This is a genomic window from Cellvibrio sp. UBA7661, assembly GCA_002483365.1.
Taxonomy (GTDB): domain Bacteria; phylum Pseudomonadota; class Gammaproteobacteria; order Pseudomonadales; family Cellvibrionaceae; genus Cellvibrio.
In genome coordinates, this window is sequence record DLHT01000006.1 from 20215 (window position 1) to 42889 (window position 22675).

17 protein-coding genes and 2 pseudogenes are annotated in these 22675 nt (G+C 47.4%); 9 read left to right on the forward strand and 10 right to left on the reverse strand.

Annotated features, from left to right (window positions below):
• Positions 1–108 precede the first annotated feature (108 nt).
• Positions 109–501 (reverse strand): hypothetical protein, encoded by a 393-nt coding sequence (locus tag B2739_RS04280; protein WP_331344641.1) that lies wholly within the window; start codon positions 499–501, stop codon positions 109–111.
• A 249-nt stretch (positions 502–750) separates the two neighbouring features.
• Here B2739_RS04280 and B2739_RS04285 point away from each other — a divergent pair.
• Positions 751–1898, forward strand: a protein-coding gene (locus B2739_RS04285; protein WP_331344642.1) for an IS3 family transposase whose coding sequence is annotated in 2 segments (ribosomal slippage) — positions 751–994 and positions 994–1898 — 1149 coding nt in all. Because the reading frame shifts where the segments join, the coding sequence is not laid out codon by codon here.
• Positions 1899–2587: 689 nt separating this feature from the next.
• Here B2739_RS04285 and B2739_RS04290 read toward each other — a convergent pair.
• Both B2739_RS04290 and B2739_RS04295 read right to left on the reverse strand, forming a co-directional pair.
• On the reverse strand, positions 2588–4147 hold the full coding sequence (locus tag B2739_RS04290) for a hypothetical protein (protein ID WP_331344643.1): 1560 nt from the start codon (positions 4145–4147) through the stop codon (positions 2588–2590).
• Positions 4148–4212: 65 nt separating this feature from the next.
• The gene (locus tag B2739_RS04295; protein ID WP_331344644.1) at positions 4213–4365 is read right to left on the reverse strand and encodes a hypothetical protein; all 153 of its coding nucleotides are present in this window, start codon (positions 4363–4365) and stop codon (positions 4213–4215) included.
• A gap of 381 nt (positions 4366–4746) precedes the next feature.
• Between B2739_RS04295 and B2739_RS04300 the strand changes: the two genes are divergently transcribed.
• Together B2739_RS04300 and B2739_RS04305 are read left to right on the forward strand one after the other, a co-directional pair.
• Entirely contained in the window at positions 4747–5073 is a 327-nt protein-coding gene (locus tag B2739_RS04300; RefSeq protein WP_331344645.1) for a helix-turn-helix transcriptional regulator, read from the forward strand.
• 127 nt (positions 5074–5200) lie between these two features.
• Positions 5201–5575 (forward strand): annotated as a pseudogene (locus B2739_RS04305) (integrase core domain-containing protein); the annotation flags it as partial.
• Positions 5576–5645: 70 nt separating this feature from the next.
• Here the strand turns inward: B2739_RS04305 and B2739_RS04310 are convergent.
• Positions 5646–6017 carry a hypothetical protein gene (locus tag B2739_RS04310; RefSeq protein ID WP_331344646.1) on the reverse strand — a complete coding sequence of 124 codons (372 nt, stop codon included), beginning with the start codon at positions 6015–6017 and terminating at the stop codon, positions 5646–5648.
• 803 nt (positions 6018–6820) lie between these two features.
• On the opposite strand from B2739_RS04310, the pseudogene B2739_RS04315 reads away from it, so the two are divergent.
• From B2739_RS04315 to B2739_RS04330, 4 genes and pseudogenes are all read left to right on the forward strand, one after another.
• A pseudogene (locus B2739_RS04315) lies at positions 6821–7699 on the forward strand (serine/threonine protein kinase); the annotation flags it as partial.
• A gap of 121 nt (positions 7700–7820) precedes the next feature.
• Positions 7821–8651 (forward strand): serine O-acetyltransferase, encoded by an 831-nt coding sequence (gene cysE, locus B2739_RS04320; protein ID WP_331344647.1) that lies wholly within the window; start codon positions 7821–7823, stop codon positions 8649–8651.
• A gap of 226 nt (positions 8652–8877) precedes the next feature.
• Positions 8878–9243: a hypothetical protein gene (locus B2739_RS04325; protein ID WP_331344648.1), complete on the forward strand. Its 366-nt coding sequence runs from the start codon at positions 8878–8880 to the stop codon at positions 9241–9243.
• A gap of 129 nt (positions 9244–9372) precedes the next feature.
• Entirely contained in the window at positions 9373–10287 is a 915-nt protein-coding gene (locus B2739_RS04330; protein WP_331344649.1) for a hypothetical protein, read from the forward strand.
• Positions 10288–10294: 7 nt separating this feature from the next.
• Here B2739_RS04330 and mscL read toward each other — a convergent pair whose 3' ends face one another.
• The 5 genes from mscL to B2739_RS04355 all read right to left on the reverse strand — a co-directional run bounded on the left by mscL (position 10295) and on the right by B2739_RS04355 (position 16848).
• Positions 10295–10702, reverse strand: coding sequence for a large-conductance mechanosensitive channel protein MscL (mscL, locus tag B2739_RS04335; protein WP_331344650.1), 408 nt, complete (start codon positions 10700–10702; stop codon positions 10295–10297).
• A gap of 89 nt (positions 10703–10791) precedes the next feature.
• Positions 10792–12273 carry a 4-hydroxy-3-polyprenylbenzoate decarboxylase gene (ubiD, locus tag B2739_RS04340; protein ID WP_331344651.1) on the reverse strand — a complete coding sequence of 494 codons (1482 nt, stop codon included), beginning with the start codon at positions 12271–12273 and terminating at the stop codon, positions 10792–10794.
• Between the two features lie 107 nt (positions 12274–12380).
• Entirely contained in the window at positions 12381–13640 is a 1260-nt protein-coding gene (gene rho / locus B2739_RS04345) for a transcription termination factor Rho (protein ID WP_331344652.1), read from the reverse strand.
• Between the two features lie 323 nt (positions 13641–13963).
• Positions 13964–14293 (reverse strand): thioredoxin TrxA, encoded by a 330-nt coding sequence (gene trxA / locus B2739_RS04350; protein ID WP_331344653.1) that lies wholly within the window; start codon positions 14291–14293, stop codon positions 13964–13966.
• 152 nt (positions 14294–14445) lie between these two features.
• Complete coding sequence (locus tag B2739_RS04355) at positions 14446–16848, reverse strand: response regulator (RefSeq protein ID WP_331344654.1); 2403 nt, start codon at positions 16846–16848, stop codon at positions 14446–14448.
• A gap of 253 nt (positions 16849–17101) precedes the next feature.
• Between B2739_RS04355 and B2739_RS04360 the strand changes: the two genes are divergently transcribed.
• Positions 17102–18712 carry a glucan biosynthesis protein G gene (locus tag B2739_RS04360; protein ID WP_331344655.1) on the forward strand — a complete coding sequence of 537 codons (1611 nt, stop codon included), beginning with the start codon at positions 17102–17104 and terminating at the stop codon, positions 18710–18712.
• 1 nt (position 18713) lies between these two features.
• A complete protein-coding gene (mdoH, locus tag B2739_RS04365) occupies positions 18714–20663 on the forward strand; it encodes a glucans biosynthesis glucosyltransferase MdoH (protein ID WP_331344656.1) in 1950 nt (649 codons plus the stop codon).
• Between the two features lie 96 nt (positions 20664–20759).
• Here mdoH and B2739_RS04370 read toward each other — a convergent pair whose 3' ends face one another.
• Positions 20760–22421 (reverse strand): chitinase, encoded by a 1662-nt coding sequence (locus tag B2739_RS04370; RefSeq protein ID WP_331344657.1) that lies wholly within the window; start codon positions 22419–22421, stop codon positions 20760–20762.
• Positions 22422–22675 lie beyond the last annotated feature (254 nt).

Sequence of the window (22675 nt, forward strand, 5' to 3'; positions counted from 1 at the left end):
TCCAAAACAACGCGAAGGTTGTTAAACATCTACGGAGGGAGCTAATGTCACTCCCGCGAATACAATTGGAAGATCTATACGCCAAATTTCAGGCGTAACTGTCCTGTATCAGCGGAAAATGGGGGGACGATAGAGAGATGAAACGGGCGAGCTGGGGATGTGTTGGTGATACGAGTTGGTATTCACGGAGGTGTCAGATTGGATTGCAAACGCGACGCTGTAGCTCAACGCCGGTGCTGAACAACTACTGGAAGAACAATGCCCCATGGTTTTGCAACAATCGTGGGTGGTTTTCATATTCATGGCGTTATCCTGGGCATCCATTTGGCTCATATCGTGATGCATACCCATCATCGAATGATCCATGGATTCCATGTTATGGCTCATGGGAGCAACGTCCATCAACTGACATGGCATAGCCACAACCGCCAACGATTGGCCTAAAAAGACCAAGGTAAGCAGTGCGATTAACCACACAGAGTGACGTTGTTGAATGACCATGAATAACCGGAATGAAGCAACGAAAGTTTAAGGATAGTCCACCGGGAACCCCAACGTCCAGCGCTGTGGATGACTGTGAGCAGGCTTCCACAGTATTTACATTCTCTTTTCGGACCACCCAGCCCTTCGATTGCCATATACACAGCGCCGGTACTCAGCGATGGAGATGTTATTGAAACCCGCTCTGGACTTCCCAGATTTCCCTAGACACCTAAAAGCCTCATAATCTAACTCCAAGATGAGGTGTTTATGTCAGGCAAACGATTTACCGAAGAATTCAAAAAAGAAGCCATCAAGCAGATTACCGAGCGAGGCTATTCCGTTGCGGAAGTTGCCGAACGGCTTGGAACTACAACCCATAGCCTGTATGCCTGGCTAAAGAAATACAACGAACCACAACCCCGCCAGGCGACCCACGTTGACGAGCAAGCCGAAATCGCGCGACTCAAAGCAGAACTCAGACGGGTGACCGAGGAGCGCGATATTTTAAAAAAGGCCGCCGCGTACTTTGCAAGGGAGCACGAATAAAGTACGCCTTTATCCGCGCCCACATCAAGGTGCATTCAGTACGCTTGATGTGCCATGTTTTAAAGCTTCACCCCAGTGGCTACTACGCTTGGCTAAAAAATCCGGTATCAAAACGCGAGCAAGAAGATCAGCGGCTATTGGTATTAATTAAAGAGCATTATTTGGCGAGCGGCGGTACTTATGGCAGTCCGTGGATACACAAGGATTTGCGTGAAGCGGGAGAGGCATGCAGTGTGCATCGCGTAGCTAAAATCATGCGTAAACACCGAATCAAAGCACAGATTGACTATAAGCGACGTTACATCAAAGGAAGCAAAACCGCCAAGGTGGCCGCCAATTTGTTAAACCGGAATTTTAGCCCTGAAGCGCCAAATGTTTCGTGGGTTAGTGACATTACTTACGTGCGAACTTACGAAGGCTTTTTGTATGTGGCAACAGTACTGGATTTATTTTCTCGACGTATCGTTGGTTGGTCTATGGGTAAAAATATTGACCGCCACTTGGTAATTGATGCACTACTTATGGCGAAGCTACGGCGCCAGCCAAGAGATGCTGTTCTCATCCACAGCGATCAGGGCAGCCAATATGGGAGTCATGATTACACGGCTTTTATGGAGGTAAACAATTTCATTCCTTCCATGAGTCGTCGAGGAAACTGTCATGACAACGCGGTTGCTGAAAGCTTTTTTGCAACATTCAAGAAGCGAGTGACCAGCAGAAAGATTTACAGCACGAGGGAAGAAGCCAAAACAGAAATATTTAATTTTATTGAGATGTTCTACAATCCGGTCAAACGCCACTCGCACAACGGCGGGCTATCTCCCGTTAAATACGAGGAGGCGTTTTTTCAGAGGCTTGATAGTGTCTAGTAAAACTTGGGATGTCCAGTCTTCCTGTCTCAGTGGAAGCTTAGTTGAATTAGATGAAGAAAGAATCATTCGGCTAAGTTTGCTTCTAAAGTTTCACCGTCTCCTCAATTCGATAAGCCCTCAAAACGTAGATTCATCATTGTTTTTCAACAGCTTGAATAGTGGGGATTTCCTACAGGGCTCTTCTATCAGAGATTATTTGCTGAAAGATCCATCGCTTGAACGGTTTTTGCAATTGAAAGACTATTTAGAGTCGATTACAGCTGATCGATACAGTTAGCCAAACTTTACGTTGTTAATCTTTAACAACGATTCAAAATAGGTCGATCCTACATGAATAACTTTTTTACCGTTTTTTTTCATTTTAAAAATGGGGGACACTCCATTAAACAATTTCGCGCGCGAGATTTAGAAGTATTACAAGACCAAATTGTTGAAGATCTATCATCGCTAAACGAAACAAATATTACGGAAAGAGAAAAACAAATCCTTGTTTCGAATTACATCCAGTTTAGAGATCATTTTCAAATAATACCAATTGATAACTGTATAAACATTTGGGCACTTAATTTAAGCATCCCTGTTGATGTCTACATTGTTAAAACCTCTGTCATAGTTCAAAAGTTGTAATTGAGTAGATATCAAATACTTGAGCGGATTACTACCTATCAGCCCAGTTGACATAGGGTTTAATATTTTACTAACTTCATTCGTTCGAAAACACTCCGCAGATTTTCTTCCGTTTGCTCATCATCTCTCAGCCATCTAACTTTAAACCCCAAATAGGTCGCCCATGAAATTCCTTTTTTGAAAGTTTTCCAACTATCAATTTTTGCAGATAATTCAATGTAGCTATTCACTAACTCGTACTGATTCGTTCCTGCTGCATATTTTGCTAACTGAAATGCCTTCTGAATGTGGTTAAATGAATCCTTGAAGTCATTGCGACGGTAATAGAATACAGATCGATTCCAATGTACTATCCATTCGAGAGAAAAATTCAAACCAAAGGATTCAATGTAGTCATTATATTCATCGATTTCTTCTAGGTTAGACGCTCTCTTCGCCAAACCTAAGCCGCGCATTAATGCTTGAGGAAATTCGCTAGGGTAAACGAGCTCTTCTGCTTTAACCAAATAGTCACGTATTGTAAGAACACTATGGTATCCGAATTGATTGATTAATGGATTTATATAGGATTCGGGTATTTTGAAATCGTTTTTACGGTATATCTGATCCATTGTATTTGAGCAAATTTCAGCTCTATCTTTAAACATACTCCAGTAATCCTGTGCAGCGTACCACCAAATTTTATTTCGCTCTTCTTCTGATTTTTGGATATTTTCTATATGTGATTTAACCTGCTGCTTAAATGTACTGGTATCGATATCTAGCCAATCTTTATGTTTTTTAAAGAGTGTCGCCATCTCCATTAAGAAATCTGATCCATAGGTTTCGTTCAGTTGCTTACCGATAGAAGTACTTAATCGAGCTATAAATAGAATGTAAAGATAGCTTTCTTTTTCTTTAGTGCTTATGGATCGATGGTAAGATTCGCGTGCATTATTGAGATTATCGATTGAGTCAGAGAAGTTCTTATGTAAGCCATGCCAGGACGGAAACGTTTTTTCCGTAGCCCACTTATAGGCATTTTCGTAATTTTTGCGAAGCTCAGGATTTGTAGATCTATTTACATCTTCTGGAATGTGAAATTGGGTTCTGTTTGTCTGACATTTGGAATAAATCCATTCAATTACTTTTTGGAGTGGCCATATAATGCCATCTTCAGATAATGTCGGAAGATACCAATCGATTTCTTCTGGAGCGAAAAATTCCTCTCTCGAAATATTGAAGTGGATGGTGTGTTTTGTAATAGAAAGTACTAGTCTTTGTATAGCATGTGTTTTGCAAAACCAACGCACACTTTCTTTTTGTGAAAGAAATGTTGCTTCATTTCGCACGACAGAACTATAGACTTCAAATAGATCCAGAAGTGTTTCACCGATAGCCATGTTAACTTTGAAGTTTGGAATTGTGCCAGTCAGCTCAAATACTAGTGACTTAATTAGTTCTCCACTGTTTCTGTTTATATCTCCCTCTTCTTTTGTAAGGCGCTCAATCTGCTTTGATAGACGCCTTACTTCGCTAAAACTAAGTCCGTCTTCTTTACTATGCTTTCTTGGCAAAATTCCGGTTGCGTCAAAGGCGAATTTAAAAAGCTGGCCTAGGGTAACAAAGGTCGCGTGCATAACTATTCTGCTTCTCTCGAAATATAAAAATTAGCCCACGCAAAGTGGTGGGCTCAATGATTAATCTATCGTTTGTTTGGGTTTAATTGTTTTCCTTTATTTCCATGGACTTTAGCATTTGTCGGGTTAGTACCCGAAGTCCCGATATTCTTATTCAGCATATCTGCTTTATGGTTGAGTTGTTGTTGAGTTAACTGAGGTTTAGATTGCTTAGACATGTCTGCTCCTAAATGGATGAAATGGAACTGCCATCCTAAGGCGGGAGCTTTTTGGGGTCTTTAGGAATTTTTGCGACGTAAATTTAGTCAATTGCGTAGCCGTATAGTGATTGGCTGGAACTTATCTTCTCCTTGCTTAAGTCAAAATGCATACTCCTATTAATCTTAGGGTGAATATTCAAATCAAGAAGTTAGGCTTTTTGGTTTGAATAGATACCTCAATCTAATCAGGTTCGAGGAATTAAAGCTTCGATATAACCAGTACAGGTCTCGTATATTTGATGCTCATAATGATCCAAAAAGTGGACATAGTGGCACTTTTTATCGATAATGATCTCTAAATGGATCATTAAATTGGCCTGTTGTTATGAGGAGTTTTGTGTGATTAGTCGAAATTCTTATGTCGCAATTGCGGAAGACCTGGGTTCCCGTTTAAAACAAGCTCGTCTCAATCGAAACGTGACTCAGGCTGAGCTTGCCGCCCAACTGGGCTTAACAAGAAAAGTAATTGTGAATGCAGAGAAAGGTGATGTGCGACTTGAAACGTTCGTTGCTATTTTGATAGCTATGGATCTTGTCGAGTCTCTAGATCTGTTTTTGCCTCCCCAACCGATTTCACCAATCTCGTTGGCCAGACTGCAAGGCAAACAGCGGCAGCGGGCCTCCGGAAGCATGAAATCGAAGAACGAAATCGATTTAAAATGGTAACGCTCTTCCTTCAAGTAGAAGCGTCAGATCAAGTCGCTACTTGAACAAATAATGGCAGGAAATCTCTTCTCAAATATGAAGAAGCGTTTTTTTCAGAGGCTCGAAAGCGTCTAGTAAAGACTGGGAAGTCCAGTTGGTGATGTTTTCAATCAGCGGTCATCAAGTAACACGCTTTCTAAACCTGTTGATTGAAGCACGCGGAGCACCCAGCCGAATTGTTTGTGATAACGGCACTGAGTTTACCAGTAAGGCCATGTTTTTCTGGAGTAAGGAATCGCGAGTTGGACTGGGTTTTATCCAACCAGGCAAGCCCACCCAAAATGCATTTGTTGAAAGTGTTAATGGCAAATTCCGTAATGAGTGTTTGAATCTGCATTGGTTCCGGACGATTGAAGAGGCGCGTTATGAAATTGATTTATGGCGTAATCACTACAACCATGAAAGACCACACAGTTCATTAAATTATTTGTCGCCAGTGGCTTTCGCGAAGCTGGCGGCTTAACATGGAAATCTCATCCTTGAAGTGGTACTGAGATTGGGGATAGGTCAGACGCAATAAAATAGCACCCGTACTATGCAATATCGGAATAATTATGTATTTCTCGATTCGTAAGAATATTTTCTAAAGTTGGGCGACCGATATTTCTGTCAGACGATCTATTGATTGCCTCAATAGACAACTCTAAAGCGTAAAGATGGATATATTTAGACAACTCAGATAGCTCAATACTTAGCTCTGTATAATTATTTCGAAAAAGAAGAATCGTCATAATTGCAGCAACTACCGCTGATGGTTTAGCATTTTTGTCTTTTGCAATAAACTGCTCTGCTTGATCAACTAAATATTCTAGCCAACTATCACTTAGATTCTCAGGAAGAACAGCATTCACACCGTTTGACAATACCTCTTCCTTAAATTTACTTAAATTCTTAGCCTGTTCCACTTTTGCCCCCCCACTACCTCAATGATAACCTTCCCTAATTCAACACACGCATTTCTACTCAGACCATTAGCTTTTAGGTGGTCAAATACCATCTCAACGAAATATCCACTATTTATCCAGTAGTAGTTTGAAAGATACGCAACAGCGAGCAATCAACCGTTTCGCTTTCCCCCCGCAAATAGAAATGCACTTCAATTTTCAAGACCGATTTTATATCCAAATCAACTGTACTCATTTTGAGTACAGTCCGTAATTATAAGCACAATATATGAATGAAGAAAACTATTTCTAGCTCTCAATATTTAACGCTAATCAAATGGCTGACCAATCGACGCATTTCTTTAGATCTCAGCATGCGAGACTTATCGAAATTACTTAATCGGCCACATAGCTTCGTGCAACGAATCGAGCAACTGGAAAGAAGACTAGATGTCTTTGAATACACAGTGTACTGTGCCGCACTTGGACTTGATCCAGCCGAAGGCCTGAAAATAATGCTTGCCGACTCAGAGCAATGTCCCCATCTACCTGATCGCATCTAACCTTATCAAATCCAAACAACGCTTCACCTTTGAGACAACTCGCCACCGCATACAACCCTGAACTTTCCCTAAATATCAAACACTTAATATCACATAGAAACTGGTACCCCCAAATTTCACCGCCAACCTGTGTACGCCTTGCCCCATATTTGTACATAACCCTTAAAGATTTATATGTATACACACTAAATTTAGTATTTTATTAAAAGGTAATTAAATCAATACGTTAATGATGTACACTAATATCAACGTTAAGGGTGATATAAAAACCGCGTGTATCAGGTGGGGATCGAAGGTGGCAGCCCGGTGATCGCCAAGTTTTATCGCCCCGGACGCTGGAGCGATGCGCAGATCATCGAGGAACACCAATTCACTGCCGCATTGAAAGAGTTGGAAATTTCAGTCGTGCCACCGCTGGCAGATGCCGAAGGCAACACCCTGCGTGAATACCAGGGCTTCCGCTTTGCGCTCTACCCTCGCCAAGGTGGCCATGCGCCCAATCTGGATGACTTTGATGCGCTGCTATCGCTCGGCCGCACGCTGGGGCGCATGCATGCCTTGGGGCAGGCGCGCGCGTTTGAGCATCGCCCGGCGCTGGATATCCAGACCTTTGGCCGCGACAGCTATGACTTTTTGCTGGCCAATGACTTTATTCCGGCGAGCTTGCGCGAGTCCTACCGCACCCTGGGCGCAGATGTGCTGGCGCGCTGCGAAACCCTGTTCAAGCGCGTGGCTTACACGCCCATCCGCCTGCATGGTGATTGTCACCCGGGCAATATTTTGTGGCGCGATGACGTGCCGCACTTTGTGGATTTTGACGATGCGCGTATGGGCCCTGCAATCCAGGATTTATGGATGCTGCTCTCGGGCGAGCGGGAGCAACAAACCGCGCAGATGAGCGAAATTCTGGAAGGCTACCGTGAGTTCTGCGATTTTGATTTGGCCGAGCTGGCGCTGATCGAATCGCTGCGCAGCCTGCGTATCATGCATTACAGCGCTTGGCTTGCCCGGCGCTGGACTGACCCGGCCTTCCCCCATCACTTTCCCTGGTTCAATACCGAGCGCTACTGGGGTGAGCACATTCTGGAGTTGCGCGAACAGTTGGCGATGCTGAACGAACCGCCGCTGGTCATTTATTGATACCCTGCAGTGGAATTGTGTTGGAAATTCAGCAACAACACCCAATAATTGTCGTTAATGTGCTGTTTGATTTTGCTTGTCAGTATTTATCCCACGATTTACCCCACGTAAGGATCTGGCCATGAATGCCACTATTTCCGCCGCAACCTCCGCTACTGCCGTATCGCCAAGTGCCAACGTGGCTGACAGCTTGTGGGAGTCCATCCGTTTGCAAACCCGCAAGCAGGCGGAAACCGAGCCGGTACTGGCCAGTTTTCTTTATTCCACCATCCTTAATCACGACTCTCTGGAAGGCGCACTGAGCTTCCATCTGGCCAACAAGCTCGACAGCCCCGCCCTGCCCGCCATGCTGATTCGCGAAGTGATTGAAGAGGCGATGGAAAAAGACAGTTCGATCATCGAATCCGTGCGGGCCGACTTGATGGCCGTCAGCGAGCGCGATTCTGCCTGCTGCTCACTGGTCACACCTTTGCTGTACTTCAAAGGTTTCCACGCCTTGCAGGCCTATCGTATTGCTCACTGGTTGTGGCAACAGGGGCGCAATTCACTCGCGCTGTTTTTGCAAAATAGGATATCGGCCGTGTTTGCGGTAGACATACACCCCGCCGCGCGTATCGGCAAAGGCATTATGTTCGACCACGCCACCGGCATAGTGATTGGCGAAACCGCCGTCGTAGAAGATATGGTGTCGATCATGCAATCCGTCACCCTTGGCGGCACCGGCAAAGAAGCGGGCGACCGCCACCCGAAAGTCCGCAAAGGGGTATTGATTGGTGCCGGTGCCAAAATCCTCGGCAACATCACCGTCGGCGAATGCGCCAAAGTCGGTGCCGGTAGTGTGGTGCTGAAGGATGTGCCTGCGCGCGCAACAGTGGCAGGCGTCCCCGCCCAAATCATCTGCGAGACCTCTTGCAACCAACCCGCGCGCGAGATGGATCACCTGATTCGCTAGTGCTCGCGTATTGATGTTTGTGCAGTTGGCATTTGTATCGGCAAGTGTCAACTTGCCATCCAAAACGCCATTTCGCCCCAGAATAGCCATCCCGCACCAAAATAGACCGGTATTTTGCCCGGCCACTTACCAGAGCAAGCCACAATGGCCTTGATTTGCCATTGGTCTACTTTTTGCTCAACCGAGGATTATCACAACAAAAAATCCCGGCTTGAGGAAACTGACCATGCAATACACTAAGCCAATGATTGATTTGGTGTACGAAATTCGTCGCCGTGTCGATGCGAACATGAAGCCCAGCGTAAAAATGGCCAATCCCGATGTTCTTAAAGAATTGGCTGATCACTACCAAATCACGAAAGATACAATTACCAAAACCCTGATCAAGGAGCTTCTCACCATGGCAGGGGATGAATGGCGACAGCTGCTGGAACCGACACCCTTGGCGATTGAACCACCCAAACAAGTCGTCAAAGTTTATCGCGGCCAAACCATTCTGGTAGAAGCGCCACAGCGCAGTGAATTGTTAGTCGCGGATATCACCCCGGAAAAACCTGTGCGCATGTATCGCGGCCACAGGGTGATTGTCTAGTTGGGTTTGTCGTTAAAAAGCACAAACTTTTCTGGACGACAAGAACGTTCACATCCAGAATTAGAGCAACTCTTGGATTTCTCCTTCCTCGGCGCACTTATCCAATAATCCAACCCCGTTTGGCAGACTATGAACGCTTTTTGGTATCAGCATCGTTTTGTTTACTGCTGCATATTGCTGACAGCAGTCTTGTGTCGCCATGCTTTTGCTGCAGACGATAGTGATGCCGCACCTATTGCCAATATCGCTGTTTTGCCCGATATCCATAATGACTACACACTTTTTTTAGGTGAACGCAATCCGGTTGATGTCACCTATTACGGCGGCAATCACGCCCGCCGCGACGTGATCGAGCTGGTGCTGCTCCAACAAGCACTGGCGCTGGGCGGCTTCGCGCACTCACTCAACTTTGTCGATGAAGAAAATTATTTCCGCAGTATCCGCAATGTGTTGGATGGCAAAACACTCACGATGAGTGGCACCATCTGGTATCAGGATTTATTACCTCAGGTGAGCAGGCTGCATATCTCTCCGCCGATCGTAGAAGAAGGTCAATTTATTGTGGGTATTTATACATCCCCCACCAATAAACGCGCGCTGTCCAGCACCAGCCTTGAGCAAATTAACAAGCTGCGCGTCGTCACCAGCCGCCAATGGAAACCCGACCTGACAACGCTCGAAAATTTGGGATTCACCAATATTATGCACACACCCAATTGGGTCAACATGGCGCGCATGATCAATGCCGGGCGCGTCGATATTACACTCTCCCCTTTTCACCAAAATCCGGCAAAAGAAATTCAGGTGGAAAATATCCGACTAGTCCCGATTGAAGGTGTGAAAATTGCCATTAAAGGCAGCAGGCATTGGCCTGTGAGTAAACGCCATCCACTGGGTGACGAATTTTATCGTGCGCTGATAAAAGGAGTCGCAAAAATGCGCAAGGAAGGAACAATAGAGCGAGCTTATCGCGAGTGCGGTTTCTTCCACCCCGCATTAGAAGAGTGGAAGTTACTTAATCCCGAAACATCACCAGCATATTAACGAGTGATTATTTTTGCTGTTGTTTAAGTAAATCGCGGATTTCAGTCAGCAACACTTCCTGATTGGAAGGAGCTGCAGGTTCAGCTGGTTTTTCTTCTTCTCTTTTCTTCAGCCGATTAATTACTTTAATCATCATGAAAATCGCGAATGCGACTATGGTGAAATCCAAAATCGTCTGGATAAACTTACCGTACATGATTGGAACTGTACCTTTACCCTCAATAATTTCCGGCAGGATAATCGCCAAATCAGAAAAATCCACGCCGCCAATCAACCAGCCCAGCGGCGGCATAAAGACATCGCTCACCAACGAGCTGACCACCTTGCCAAAAGCCGCACCGATAATAATACCTACTGCCATATCCACTACATTGCCGCGCACGGCAAACTCTCTAAAGTCTTTAATAAAGCTCATCAAAATTCCCCTTCTTTCAGTTTAAAAACAGTTGTTATTGTCGCTAAAGTTTTATAGCCCATCCGCCGCCAGAAACCAAGCTGCCGACATTAATATGCCGTAGGCGAATCAATCCCCAGCGTATCCCATATTTCATCAACGCGCTGCTTAATATGCTCATCCATTACAATCGGCGTGCCCCACTCGCGAGTGGTTTCACCTGGCCATTTATTGGTAGCGTCAAAACCAATCTTGGAACCAAGACCGGAAACGGGCGATGCAAAATCCAGATAATCGATTGGTGTATTTTCTACCATCACGGTATCGCGCGCGGGATCCATGCGCGTGGTCATTGCCCAAATCACATCGTTCCAATCGCGGGCATTCACATCATCATCTGTAACGATGACAAATTTGGTGTACATAAACTGCCGCAAGAAACTCCATACGCCCATCATTACGCGCTTGGCGTGGCCGGGATATTGTTTTTTCATAGTGACCACAGCCATACGATAGGAACAACCTTCGGGCGGCAAATAAAAATCCACAATTTCCGGAAATTGTTTTTGCAAAATCGGCACAAATACTTCGTTCAATGCCACGCCGAGAATTGCAGGCTCATCCGGCGGACGACCGGTATAAGTGCTGTGATAAATAGGATCGCGCCGGTGAGTAATGCGCTCCACCGTGAATACAGGAAAATCATCCACTTCGTTGTAATAACCCGTGTGATCGCCAAAAGGGCCTTCGGGGGCCATATCATCCGGTGCAATAAAACCTTCCAAAATAAATTCAGCCGATGCAGGCACTTGCAAATCATTGCCGATACATTTCACCACTTCTGTTTTATCACCGCGCAACAAACCCGCAAACCCGTATTCGGAAAGCGTATCAGGCACAGGAGTTACTGCACCGAGAATTGTTGCGGGGTCAGCACCCAACGCAACCGCAACCGGAAACGGTTTGCCTGGGTGTTGGATTTGGAATTCGCGAAAATCCAATGCGCCACCGCGATGCGAAAGCCAACGCATAATCAAGCGGTTTTTTCCGATTTTTTGCATCCGGTAAATACCCAGATTTTGTCGCTCTTTGTGCGGACCGCGCGTTACCACCAATGGCCAGGTTACCAGCGGGCCGGCATCGCCCGGCCAACAAGTTTGGATGGGAATCTGATCAAGATTGACAGCGTCACCTTCCAACACAATGTCCTGACTCGGAGCTTTGCTCAATACTTTGGGAGCCATATTCAATACTTGTTTGAAGATAGGCAATTTTTCCCAGGCATCTTTAAAACCTTTTGGTGGCTCTGGCTCTTTTAAAAACGCGAGCAATTTTCCCACGTCGCGCAAAGCGCCCACTGACTCCTGCCCCATTCCCAATGCAACCCGCTCCGGGGTACCAAATAAATTTCCCAATACAGGAATCGAATAGCCTTTGGGATTTTCAAATAGTAATGCGGGGCCACCTGCGCGCAAGGTGCGATCGCAAATTTCGGTCATTTCAAGATGAGGATCAACTTCTTGCTTGATGCGCTTTAACAAACCACGCGCTTCAAGCAGAGCAATAAAATCGCGGAGATCTTTATATTTCATGCGGTAAAAACTCACAGGGCGGAAAAACAAAAACGCCTTCCGCCGTTAGTAGAATTGGCGGAAGGCGTTTCACGTTCCGCCCTGCAAATATCTTCTTGATGTATCGATTACTTACGCTTCATCGATTGGAAGAATTCGTCGTTGGTTTTAAAGTCTTTAAGCTTGTCGAGCAAGAATTCAGTCGCGGCTACGTCTTCCATATCGTTTAACAAACGGCGCAAAATCCACGCGCGCTGCAACTCATCTTCACGCATTAACAACTCTTCACGGCGAGTACCGGAACGGCGCACGTTGATTGCAGGGTAAATACGCTTTTCAGCAATTTTGCGATCCAAATGCAATTCAAGGTTACCGGTGCCTTTAAATTCTTCGTAAATAACTTCGTCCATTTTGGAGCCGGTATCAACAAGGGCGGTGGCGATAATACTCAAGCTGCCGCCTTCTTCGATATTACGTGCAGCACCAAAGAAACGCTTCGGACGCTCAAGTGCATGGGCATCCACACCACCGGTCAACACTTTACCGGATGAAGGAATAACCGTGTTGTAGGCGCGCGCCAAACGGGTAATAGAGTCGAGCAAAATCACTACGTCTTTTTTATGCTCAACCAAACGTTTGGCTTTCTCAATCACCATGTCCGCCACTTGTACGTGACGCGCTGGCGGTTCATCAAACGTAGAGGCAACCACTTCGCCGCGCACTGAACGCTGCATTTCAGTTACTTCTTCCGGACGCTCGTCAATCAACAAAACAATCAAATGACATTCAGGGTTATTGCGCGTAATCGCCTGCGCAATATTTTGCATCATGATAGTTTTACCGGCTTTGGGCGGCGCCACGATCAAACCGCGCTGACCTTTACCGATAGGAGCAATCAAATCGATGATGCGGCCGGTGAGGTCTTCGGTAGAACCATTACCCGCTTCAAGCGGCAAGCGAATATTGGGGAATAACGGCGTGAGGTTTTCAAACAGGATTTTATTGCGGGAGTTTTCCGGTTTGTCGAAGTTAATATCGTTAACTTTCAACAGGGCAAAATAACGTTCACCTTCTTTGGGGGGGCGAATTTTGCCAGAAATAGTATCGCCAGTGCGCAAGTTAAAGCGGCGTATTTGGCTGGGTGAAACATAAATATCGTCAGGGCCTGCTAAATACGAACTGTCCGCTGAACGCAAAAATCCGAAGCCATCTACCAGAATTTCCAATACACCATCGCCGTAAATATCTTCTCCGCCTTTGGCGTGGCGTTTGAGGATATTAAAAATAATGTCCTGTTTACGCGAACGGGCGATATTTTCCAAACCCATTTCATGGGCAATATCAATTAATTCTTCAATGGGTTTTTTTTTCAGGTCGGTTAGATTCATAAGAAAGACTTTATGGATGGATGTGAGTTATTGCAGATAATTATCGGAGGCTCGATGCCAGTTGTAGAAAAGGATTGCGATTGTTGCTGTTATTAAGCCGCTATAGTCCTATTTAATGTTGCCTGTTTTTAATTTTGAGAGGCTGATCTGGTAATCCAGAGGCCGAGGCAAGAACAACAGCAGGGAATTGGGTTTGTTCGTCTGGTTTTGGGAATCGGGAAGGTGATTCAGGAGGAACAAACATCAGATTGGGCTGAGTATAGCGGCAAAAATCACACAGTGCAAAAACAAATTAGGCCATCTTTCGATGGCCTAATGATCAATCAGATTGCGCTGTTAACGAACTCAACCAGTTGTGGTTTGCTGACGGCACCGACTTTGGTGGCGTGAGCTGCACCGTTTTTGAAGATGATCAGCGTAGGAATGCCGCGCACATTAAATTTGGCTGCAGTTTCTTTGTGATCATCCACATTTAATTTGGTCACTTTCAATTTGCCGGCAAATTGCTCGGCCAAATCATCGAGGATGGGAGCAATCATCTTACATGGACCACACCAGGGAGCCCAGAAATCCACCAGTACTGGCACATCTGCACCCAGTACTTCCTGTTCAAAACTGGCATCACTGATATGAACAATAGCATCGCTACTCATAGATAAACTCCAAACCTGACGGTTAATTGGTAATGGGGGTAGCCCCTAAATTTGCTGAAGCCATGATAAGGATTGACTCCAGTGCAGGCAAGGAGAAAAAACCAATCATTACAATAGGGGAACTCTATGCTGTAACAGCAAACCACCAGGGATTAAGCGGATGGCACCAGCAGCTCTGTTGCCTCAAATGCTGCATACAAACTATCGAAGGTGACGGGCTTGGAAAGGTAATAATTCATCCCACAGGCAAATACGGCATCGCGATGCTCCTGCAATGCATGGGCCGTAAGGGCAATAATGGGTATTGCAGAAAGCCCCTCGCGCCGTTCGTAATCGCGGATAGTGCGTGTAGCTTCAAAACCATCCATTTCCGGCATTTCGCAATCCATGAGAATGACGTGAAATCGCTCACTGGCGTTAGTGACTATATCGCAAGCTTCAACGCCATTTTCAGCAAATACCGGCACTATATTGAGCTTGCTCAACAAGCCTTTGATTACCATGCGGTTAACCGGGTTATCCTCTGCGACCAATACCCGCAAGCGCGAAAACTTATCCAGATTCTGGATTCTGCGTGCTGGCATTGCCACTGGAATAGGCGCATGGCCCAGCAAGGCTACCAGCTCCTGATAAAAGACGCGCATCGAAACAGGTTTACGCAATACCGCGTGGATACCCAAGCTGCGTATTTGGCTTTGATCGTGATAAATATCGCCAGCGCTGAACATAAACAAGGGCAGCTCACGCAACTCGGGAACCTCACGCAGCCATTGCGCCAACTCAAATCCGTTAGCATCCGGCAATGCATAGTCAAAGCCGACAAAATCGTAAGGCTCGCCGGAGTGCATCGCATGCTTCACTTGTGTCATCGCCGTTTTCGCAGAGGCGACCGCATCAACACTCACTCCCCAGGTAGCGCAGTGATGAAAAATAAAATCGGTCAGATGAGTGTTCGCTTCAACCAATAATAATTTTTTGCCCGTTAATACACCCTCATGCGCTTGCAATCTGGCCGCATTGGCATCGTACACATTTTCTTGCTCCAGTAGCGCAGTAAACCAAAAGGTAGAACCATCTCCTTTCTTGCTATCTACACCAATTTTTCCACCCATCAATTCTGCAAGGCTTTTGCAGATAGCCAACCCTAATCCCGTGCCGCCGTACTTGCGGGTGGTAGAGGCATCAGCCTGATTGAATGAATCAAACAAGCCCTCTGCGCTCTGGGCATCGATACCGATGCCGCTATCCTGCACGCTAAAGCGCAATTCAATTTTGCCATCCGGCTGCGTGCCCACCTGTGTCACCTGCAAGGAAACAAAACCCTCACTGGTAAATTTAAACGCATTTCCCAACAGGTTGATGATAATTTGCCGCAAGCGCGTAGGGTCGCCTTTAAACCATTTAGGGATGCCAGGATCGACGCCACCAAAAAGCTCTATTTGACGTTTATTCGCACTGGCGCCAAATAATTGCACACAACTTTCGATCAATTCTTCCAATTCAAAAACCGTTTCTTCAAGGCGCATTTTTCCGGCTTCGATTTTGGAATAGTCGAGGATGTCATTAATGATGGCCAGCAGGGTTTCACCCGAACGATGGATAACATCGATGTAGTGTTTCTGGTTATCGTCGAGCGGAGTATCGCGCAGCATTTCCAGCATGCCGATAACACCATTCATAGGCGTGCGTATCTCATGGCTCATAGTGGCAAGAAATTGGCTTTTAGCGCGGCTCGCATCTTCTGCCGCATTTTTTTGACGGCGGGTTTCAAGCTTCTCTTCTTTTTCTGTGAGCAACGCCATTTCAATTGCGTGCCGTTGTTCAATATCGTCAAGCAACGTTTCGCGCATGTGATTAATTGCATTAACCACATTATCCAATTCATCAGAGTGGGAATTCACTTTCAGGCGCTTGAGTTTGAGCGGTTTAGTGAGTGTTTCCAAATTAAGGTTGCGCGCATAATTGGCGATGGTTTTGATATGGCTCGTCAGCAAGGTATGCACTAACCACACGATAAAAAGCGCAATAACCAGCGTCTTCGCACCTTGGACCAAGGCGGTAAAAAATGCACGCTCCCACAGCTTGTCGTAAATACTGGTGAGACTGGCGGTAACGGTTAACACCCCCAATTGCTGCTCCGGGGTGCTTGCGTCTTCATAAATCAGAGGATAAGAGCGCACCAAAAATTGGCTGCGTTTATTTTCCAGATCTTTTGCATCATAAGTGTTGTTGCTGGCTACCAGGGTTTGCTCGGTATTGTTCCAGTCGTGCCACACCACTTTGACCTGCACAACATCTTCAACATCAAGGACGCTGTTGATCTGGATGTTCAACTGCTCCTGATCAAAGCCCCACAAACTTTTGGTGATACTGGCCAAGGTACTGATCCGCACCTGATCAATACGCTTTTCCAGTGCCGCAATGTCATCATTAAAATTGCCATGCAACTGCAGCAAAATAGCGACCAATGTGACAATCGAACTGCTGATAATGATCAATCCCAACAAGCGCGCTGCTATGGGATTTTCACGCATGTAATTTCTAATGCCGGGCATTTACACCAACCGCACAGGACAGAGAATATTGTTTTTGAGTGTAGCAGCTTTAAACCTCGCACGGGCACTGCAAAGAACTGTAAAAAAAAACGTGGCAGCCCGCTCTCCAACCCGCTATTTTCACAGGCAGATGGTTTACAATGCGCGCCAATTCTTACCTCTGTGCAACCTCCTGTGGCACTGGCAAACCAAACCTGACTTTTTACTGTAATTAAGCCCAACAATCCGAAATGGAGAGAGTAAGTGGATGAGCATGCTGTCTAGCAACAAAAAGGCAAATAATCGATTGCTTGTTGGTGCAGGGATTGTCGCCCTGACGATGAGCTGCTTACTGAGTAGCAGCATCGCACATGCACAGCAGCCCGCTGTAGCACCGGCGGCCGCAACCGAAATTGCCCAGCCCGCTTTATTCGATGCCATTGCATCGCGGGCAAAGCTGCTGGCCAAGCGCGAATACAAACCTATTCAAGCCAACATTCCAGAAGCACTGGCCAATATGGATTACGACCAGTACCGCTCGATCCGCTTCCGCCCGGAAGCATCGCTATGGCACAACGAATCCCTGTTTGAGCTGCAATTATTTCATCCAGGATTTCTCTACCGCGAACCCGTTACCCTGCACATGGCCACTGATGGCCCAGACGCTTTTGTGCAATTCAAACAAGAGTATTTCAACTACGACGGCCCTGCAGCTCCGTTAGCAGGCGTAGCACCCAACAATATCGGCTTTGCCGGTTTCCGCATTCACTACCCGCTCAATAGCAATGAATACAAAGACGAGTTTGTCGTATTTCAGGGTGCCTCCTATTTCCGCATGGTTGGTCCCGGCTTGGCATATGGATTATCCGCACGTGGTTTGGCCATTGATACCGCCGAACCCAAAGGCGAAGAGTTTCCGGTATTCCGCGAATTCTGGCTGGTAAAACCCGGGCCGACTGATACCCGTATGGTGATGTATGCGCTGCTCGATAGCCCATCGATTACCGGCGCCTATCGCTTTGAAATCATTCCCGGTGCACCAACCGAGATGGCCGTGGAAGCGCGCCTCTTTGCCCGCACCGATATTTTGAAAGTGGGCATAGCGCCTTTGACCAGTATGTATATGTGGGGTGAGAACCATACCCGCTTTGTGGATGACTTCCGCCCCGAAGTACACGACTCTGACGGCCTGTTGATGGCGGCATCCAACGGCGAATGGATCTGGCGCCCGATCAGTAACCATCGCCAATTACGCGTGTCATCAATGATGGATGAAAACCCACGCGGTTTTGGTTTGTTACAGCGCGACCGCGACTTTGACCATTACATGGATATGGAAGCCCGCTACGAGAAACGCCCAAGTATGTGGATTATGCCCGAAGGCAATTGGGGTAAAGGCCGCGCCGAGCTGGTGGAAATCCCGAGCGACAGCGAAACCAATGACAACATTGTTGCCTATTGGGTGCCCGCAAAGGCGATGAAAGCAGGCAGCAGTGCAACCTACAAATATCGCCTGCGCGCGATGGATGATCATGTCACTGAAAATACTGCTGCCAAAGTTATCCGCACCCGCATCGGCTGGGGCGCAAACCCTGGCCAAGCCAACCCGCCACCACCGAGCAAACGCAAATTCGTGATCGATTTCCGCGGCGGTGAATTAGACAACCTGTCTACCGATGCACCTTTAGTGGCTGAAATGCAAAAATCTGCTGGCACAGTGAGCGAGCTGACAGTGCGCCAATTGCCCGATGGCCGCACCTGGCGCGCATCATTCAAGCTGGACCCCGAAGGCGATAAGGTTGCCGACATGCGCTTGTTCCTCAAACTGCGCGACCAACGTTTAAGCGAAGTCTGGAGTTATGTCTGGTATCCGGACGCAATTTGATATGACCCACATGCCCACACCGCACCCCAAGGTCAGCCGTCCCGTGGCTGACCTTTCTTCCGCACCTGCAGATGCAATCCAAATTCCAGCCAAGTCTTTGCGCCGCTGGATTTATGCATTTTTGAGCGTGCTGACCGCCGTAAGCGGCGTCTACATCATGTTTGACATCCTGCGCGCCAATGACCTCACTGCGCTGGAAACCATCATCCTGATTTTGTTCGGTATCAGTTTTACCTGGCTTAGCCTAGCGTTTTGGAGTGGGCTGTTTGGATTTGTATTGCAGATGCTGCGTATCGACCCCCTGACCTTGAAATCCACCAAGGGCATGCTCGAAGACACATCACCAATTACCACCCGCACAGCCGTGGTAATGCCGGTATACAACGAGGACACCCACCGCGTTATCGCTGGTTTTGAAGCAACCCTGCGTTCATTGGAAAAAACCGGTGAGATCGACAAATTCGATTTTTACCTGCTCAGCGATACCACCAACCTGACCATCGCCCAAGCCGAGCGCGATGCATGGCAATTGTTGCAGCAACGTCTGGGCGATCTGGGCAAGCAAACGTTTTATCGCCGCCGCGAGAAGAACATCGGGCGCAAAGTGGGCAACCTTGCCGAGTTCTGCCAGCGCTGGGGTGCCAACTATGAGCATATGATTGTGCTCGATGCCGACTCCATCATGACCGGCGACTGTCTGGTAAAAATGGTGCGCGCCATGCAGGCAAACCCACGCACCGGATTAATCCAAACCATCCCGATCCCCGTTCGCCAGACTACTTTCTTCGGCCGTTTTGTACAGTTCGCAGCGGTGCTCTATAGCCCTATGCTCGCCACTGGCCTTGCCTTCTGGCAGACCGATGCCGCTAACTATTGGGGGCACAACGCGATTATTCGTATGCGCGCTTTTATCGATCATTGCGGACTACCTACCCTGCCCGGTAAAGCGCCTTTTGGTGGCGATATCCTCAGTCACGATTTTGTGGAAGCGGCGATGCTGCGTCGCGCTGGTTGGGATGTGTTTTTGCTCGCGGATTTGGAGGGTAGCTACGAAGAAGTACCCTGCAATATTATCGATTACGCCAAGCGCGACCGCCGCTGGGTACAAGGTAATATCCAGCACTTGGGAATTGTCGATACCAAAGACCTCCACCCCATCAGCCGCCTGCATTTTTTGCTCGGCGCAATTGCTTACATTACTTCTTTTATCTGGCTGCTGATGCTGGTGCTGAGCACTGCAGATGCCGTTGTGCGCGCCATCAATTCCAATGTGTATTTCACTGAGGTGTACCAGCTTTACCCCAACTGGCCGATCGCCAAAACAGAATTGATTATTGCGTTGATCCTGCTCACTACCATGCTATTGATGGGGCCTAAATTTCTTGGTGTCGTGGTGGCGTTGGTTCATCGCCGCAAACAATTTGGCGGCGCGCGTGCGATCATCAAAGGCGCGTTCGTTGAAACCATTTTTGCGGTGCTGATCGCGCCGATCATGATGGTCTACCACGCCTATTTTGTGATTTCAGTATTGCTTGGATTCAAAGTGAATTGGGACTCGCAGGATCGCGAAGGGCGTTTACTGCCTTGGGGCGAGTGTATTGCCCGCACCTCAAAGATGACTACTGCAGCCATTATCTGGGGCACCATGACCTATATCTACGCACCGGTTTTTTTCTGGTGGCTGACACCGGTCATCACCGGCCTTGTGCTGGCATCGGCATTGGTGCGCTATTCAAGCAGCCTTGATTGGGGGCGCAGCACACGCCAGCACAATATATTTTTAAGCCCAAGTGAGGCGATCGAAGACCCTGTGCTAGTTCATTTGGATGAGCTACTCGCCATCGAACATCCCAACCTGGAAACCCCCGCGCCTATTCCAGCATTACCGGCCGATAACTGGACTGATATGCCGCATCGCGAAATGGATGATTACCTTCACATCACCCGCTAATGCGGCAATTGGAATGTAACAATTGGATCGCAGCAATAAAAAAACGGGGCGCAACTTGCGCCCCGTTTTTTTATCGCCAGCGAGCTGTTGCAACGCTTAAGGTGTTGGCAACTGATCCAGATACTGGCGATGGTTTTTGGAGAATTCAAAATTGTTGAATTGATCCCAGTTGATTGACCAGGTCATCAATCCGCGCAAATTACTCCATGCCGCCGCCGGTTGATAGGTTGTACAACCTTGCGCTTTGATCAGGCAGTTCATCGCCGATTGCACATCAGCCACGCTGGTGAAACCGCCACCGGCATTTACGTTTGCAGGCAAACCAATCAACACCTGATCCTGACGCAACGCCGGGAAGGTCAAATTAGTGCCCGCGACTTTAAAGCCGGTCAACAACATATCAATCATTGCGACATGGAAATCCGCGCCACCCATGTAGTGATATTTATTGTCCGTGCCCATGATCGCGCCGGAATTGTAGTTCTGCACCTGCAGCCAATCGAGCTTGTCACGCATTGCATAAATCACCGGTAAATACGCACCTGCACGGGTATCGCAACTTGAACAGGTTCCACCATAGAAGCTGTAACCCAATTGCACAAAGAAGGTTTCTGGAGCCATGGTCAGCACGAATTTATCACCATAGTGATTGGTCAAATCCTGCAGTGCACCGATCAGGTTAACAATCACCGGGGTTGTTGGATTACGGAAATCATTGTCGCCCGAATTAAGGAACAATGAGTGCCCCTCAAAATCCACATCGAGCCCGTCAAACCCGTACTCATCGATAATTGCTTTCATTGAGTTAACAAAGTTCGCGCGCGCAGCAGCAGTGGGTAATTGCACCTGGCCATTAGCACCACCAATGCTGATGATGACTTTTTTGCCTGCCGCCTGTTTGGATTTGATCGCGGCTTTAAACGCGGCCATATTGAATGCAGGGTCCAGCACAAAACCTATCTCTCCCGGCGCTCGACCTGTAGGCTCGGCAAAAGACACGTTAATCGCGTCGTAAGCATCCGATACCTGATCCAGCGGAATCACGCCTGAACCGTTATTAAAGTTATGCCAATAACCGGAAATAATGCGGTAACGACCCGTGCCTACACTCGATACCGATGAACTCACGGATGAGCGCGATGAGCTTGCTACAGAGCTGGGCATTGCACTGGAAGACGACGTAGCACCGCAGCTGCGCACCAATTCCCACGCCATTTGCCAATGTGCACCTGTTCCTGGCGCATAGGCCCATTCAGCGGTTGAGCTACACCAACCAGCAACCGTGCAACGGTATTCATTACCCGCATTCTTCACTAATTGCCCGACTGAGTAAGCGGTGCCCGCAACATATTGCGATGAGGCGCAATTGCCACCAACCGATGAACTGGACGGCGCAACTGAACTGGCTGAATGGGAGCTTGGAATACTTGAGGGTGCGGTGCTGGATTTCACCGAACTGGGCGGTGCAATACTAGAAGGTGCTGAAGACGAACGCACTGATGATGGTGCGCTGGAGCTTGCACCATCACATGTGCCTAGCAGTGCCCACTCTTGCCACTGGCCGGAGTAACTTGCAGGGCTGTGCCCCTGTGACCACCAGTTCGCCTTATAGGCTTTACTGGCTTCTTGCACCTGGCTCCCACCACCATAGGCGGTGCTACTGTTCCACTGCGGGATACCCGCACAACTGATCGCATGGCTTTGAACGGATGCAGCGGCAAGGCATAAGCCCGCCACAGCGAATAATGACTGTTTCACTGGATGATTCCCTCTCTAGGTTCAAAAAAGTTCAGAAAAAAGTTCAGGCAAAAACGTCCATTGGAAATGCTTAACAAATCCCAAAGGCGTTAGGTTTTATTGAATGCTTACTTCGCGACTGCCAACGAATCGACGTTAATAACGACACGTTCGTTTGTTCTCTAGAGAAAATACATCCGTTTTATTGTTATAAAATTTGTCGCCAATTCTGCCGGGAGATCTGGATCAAAAACGCCACCAACCCCTTATGACAA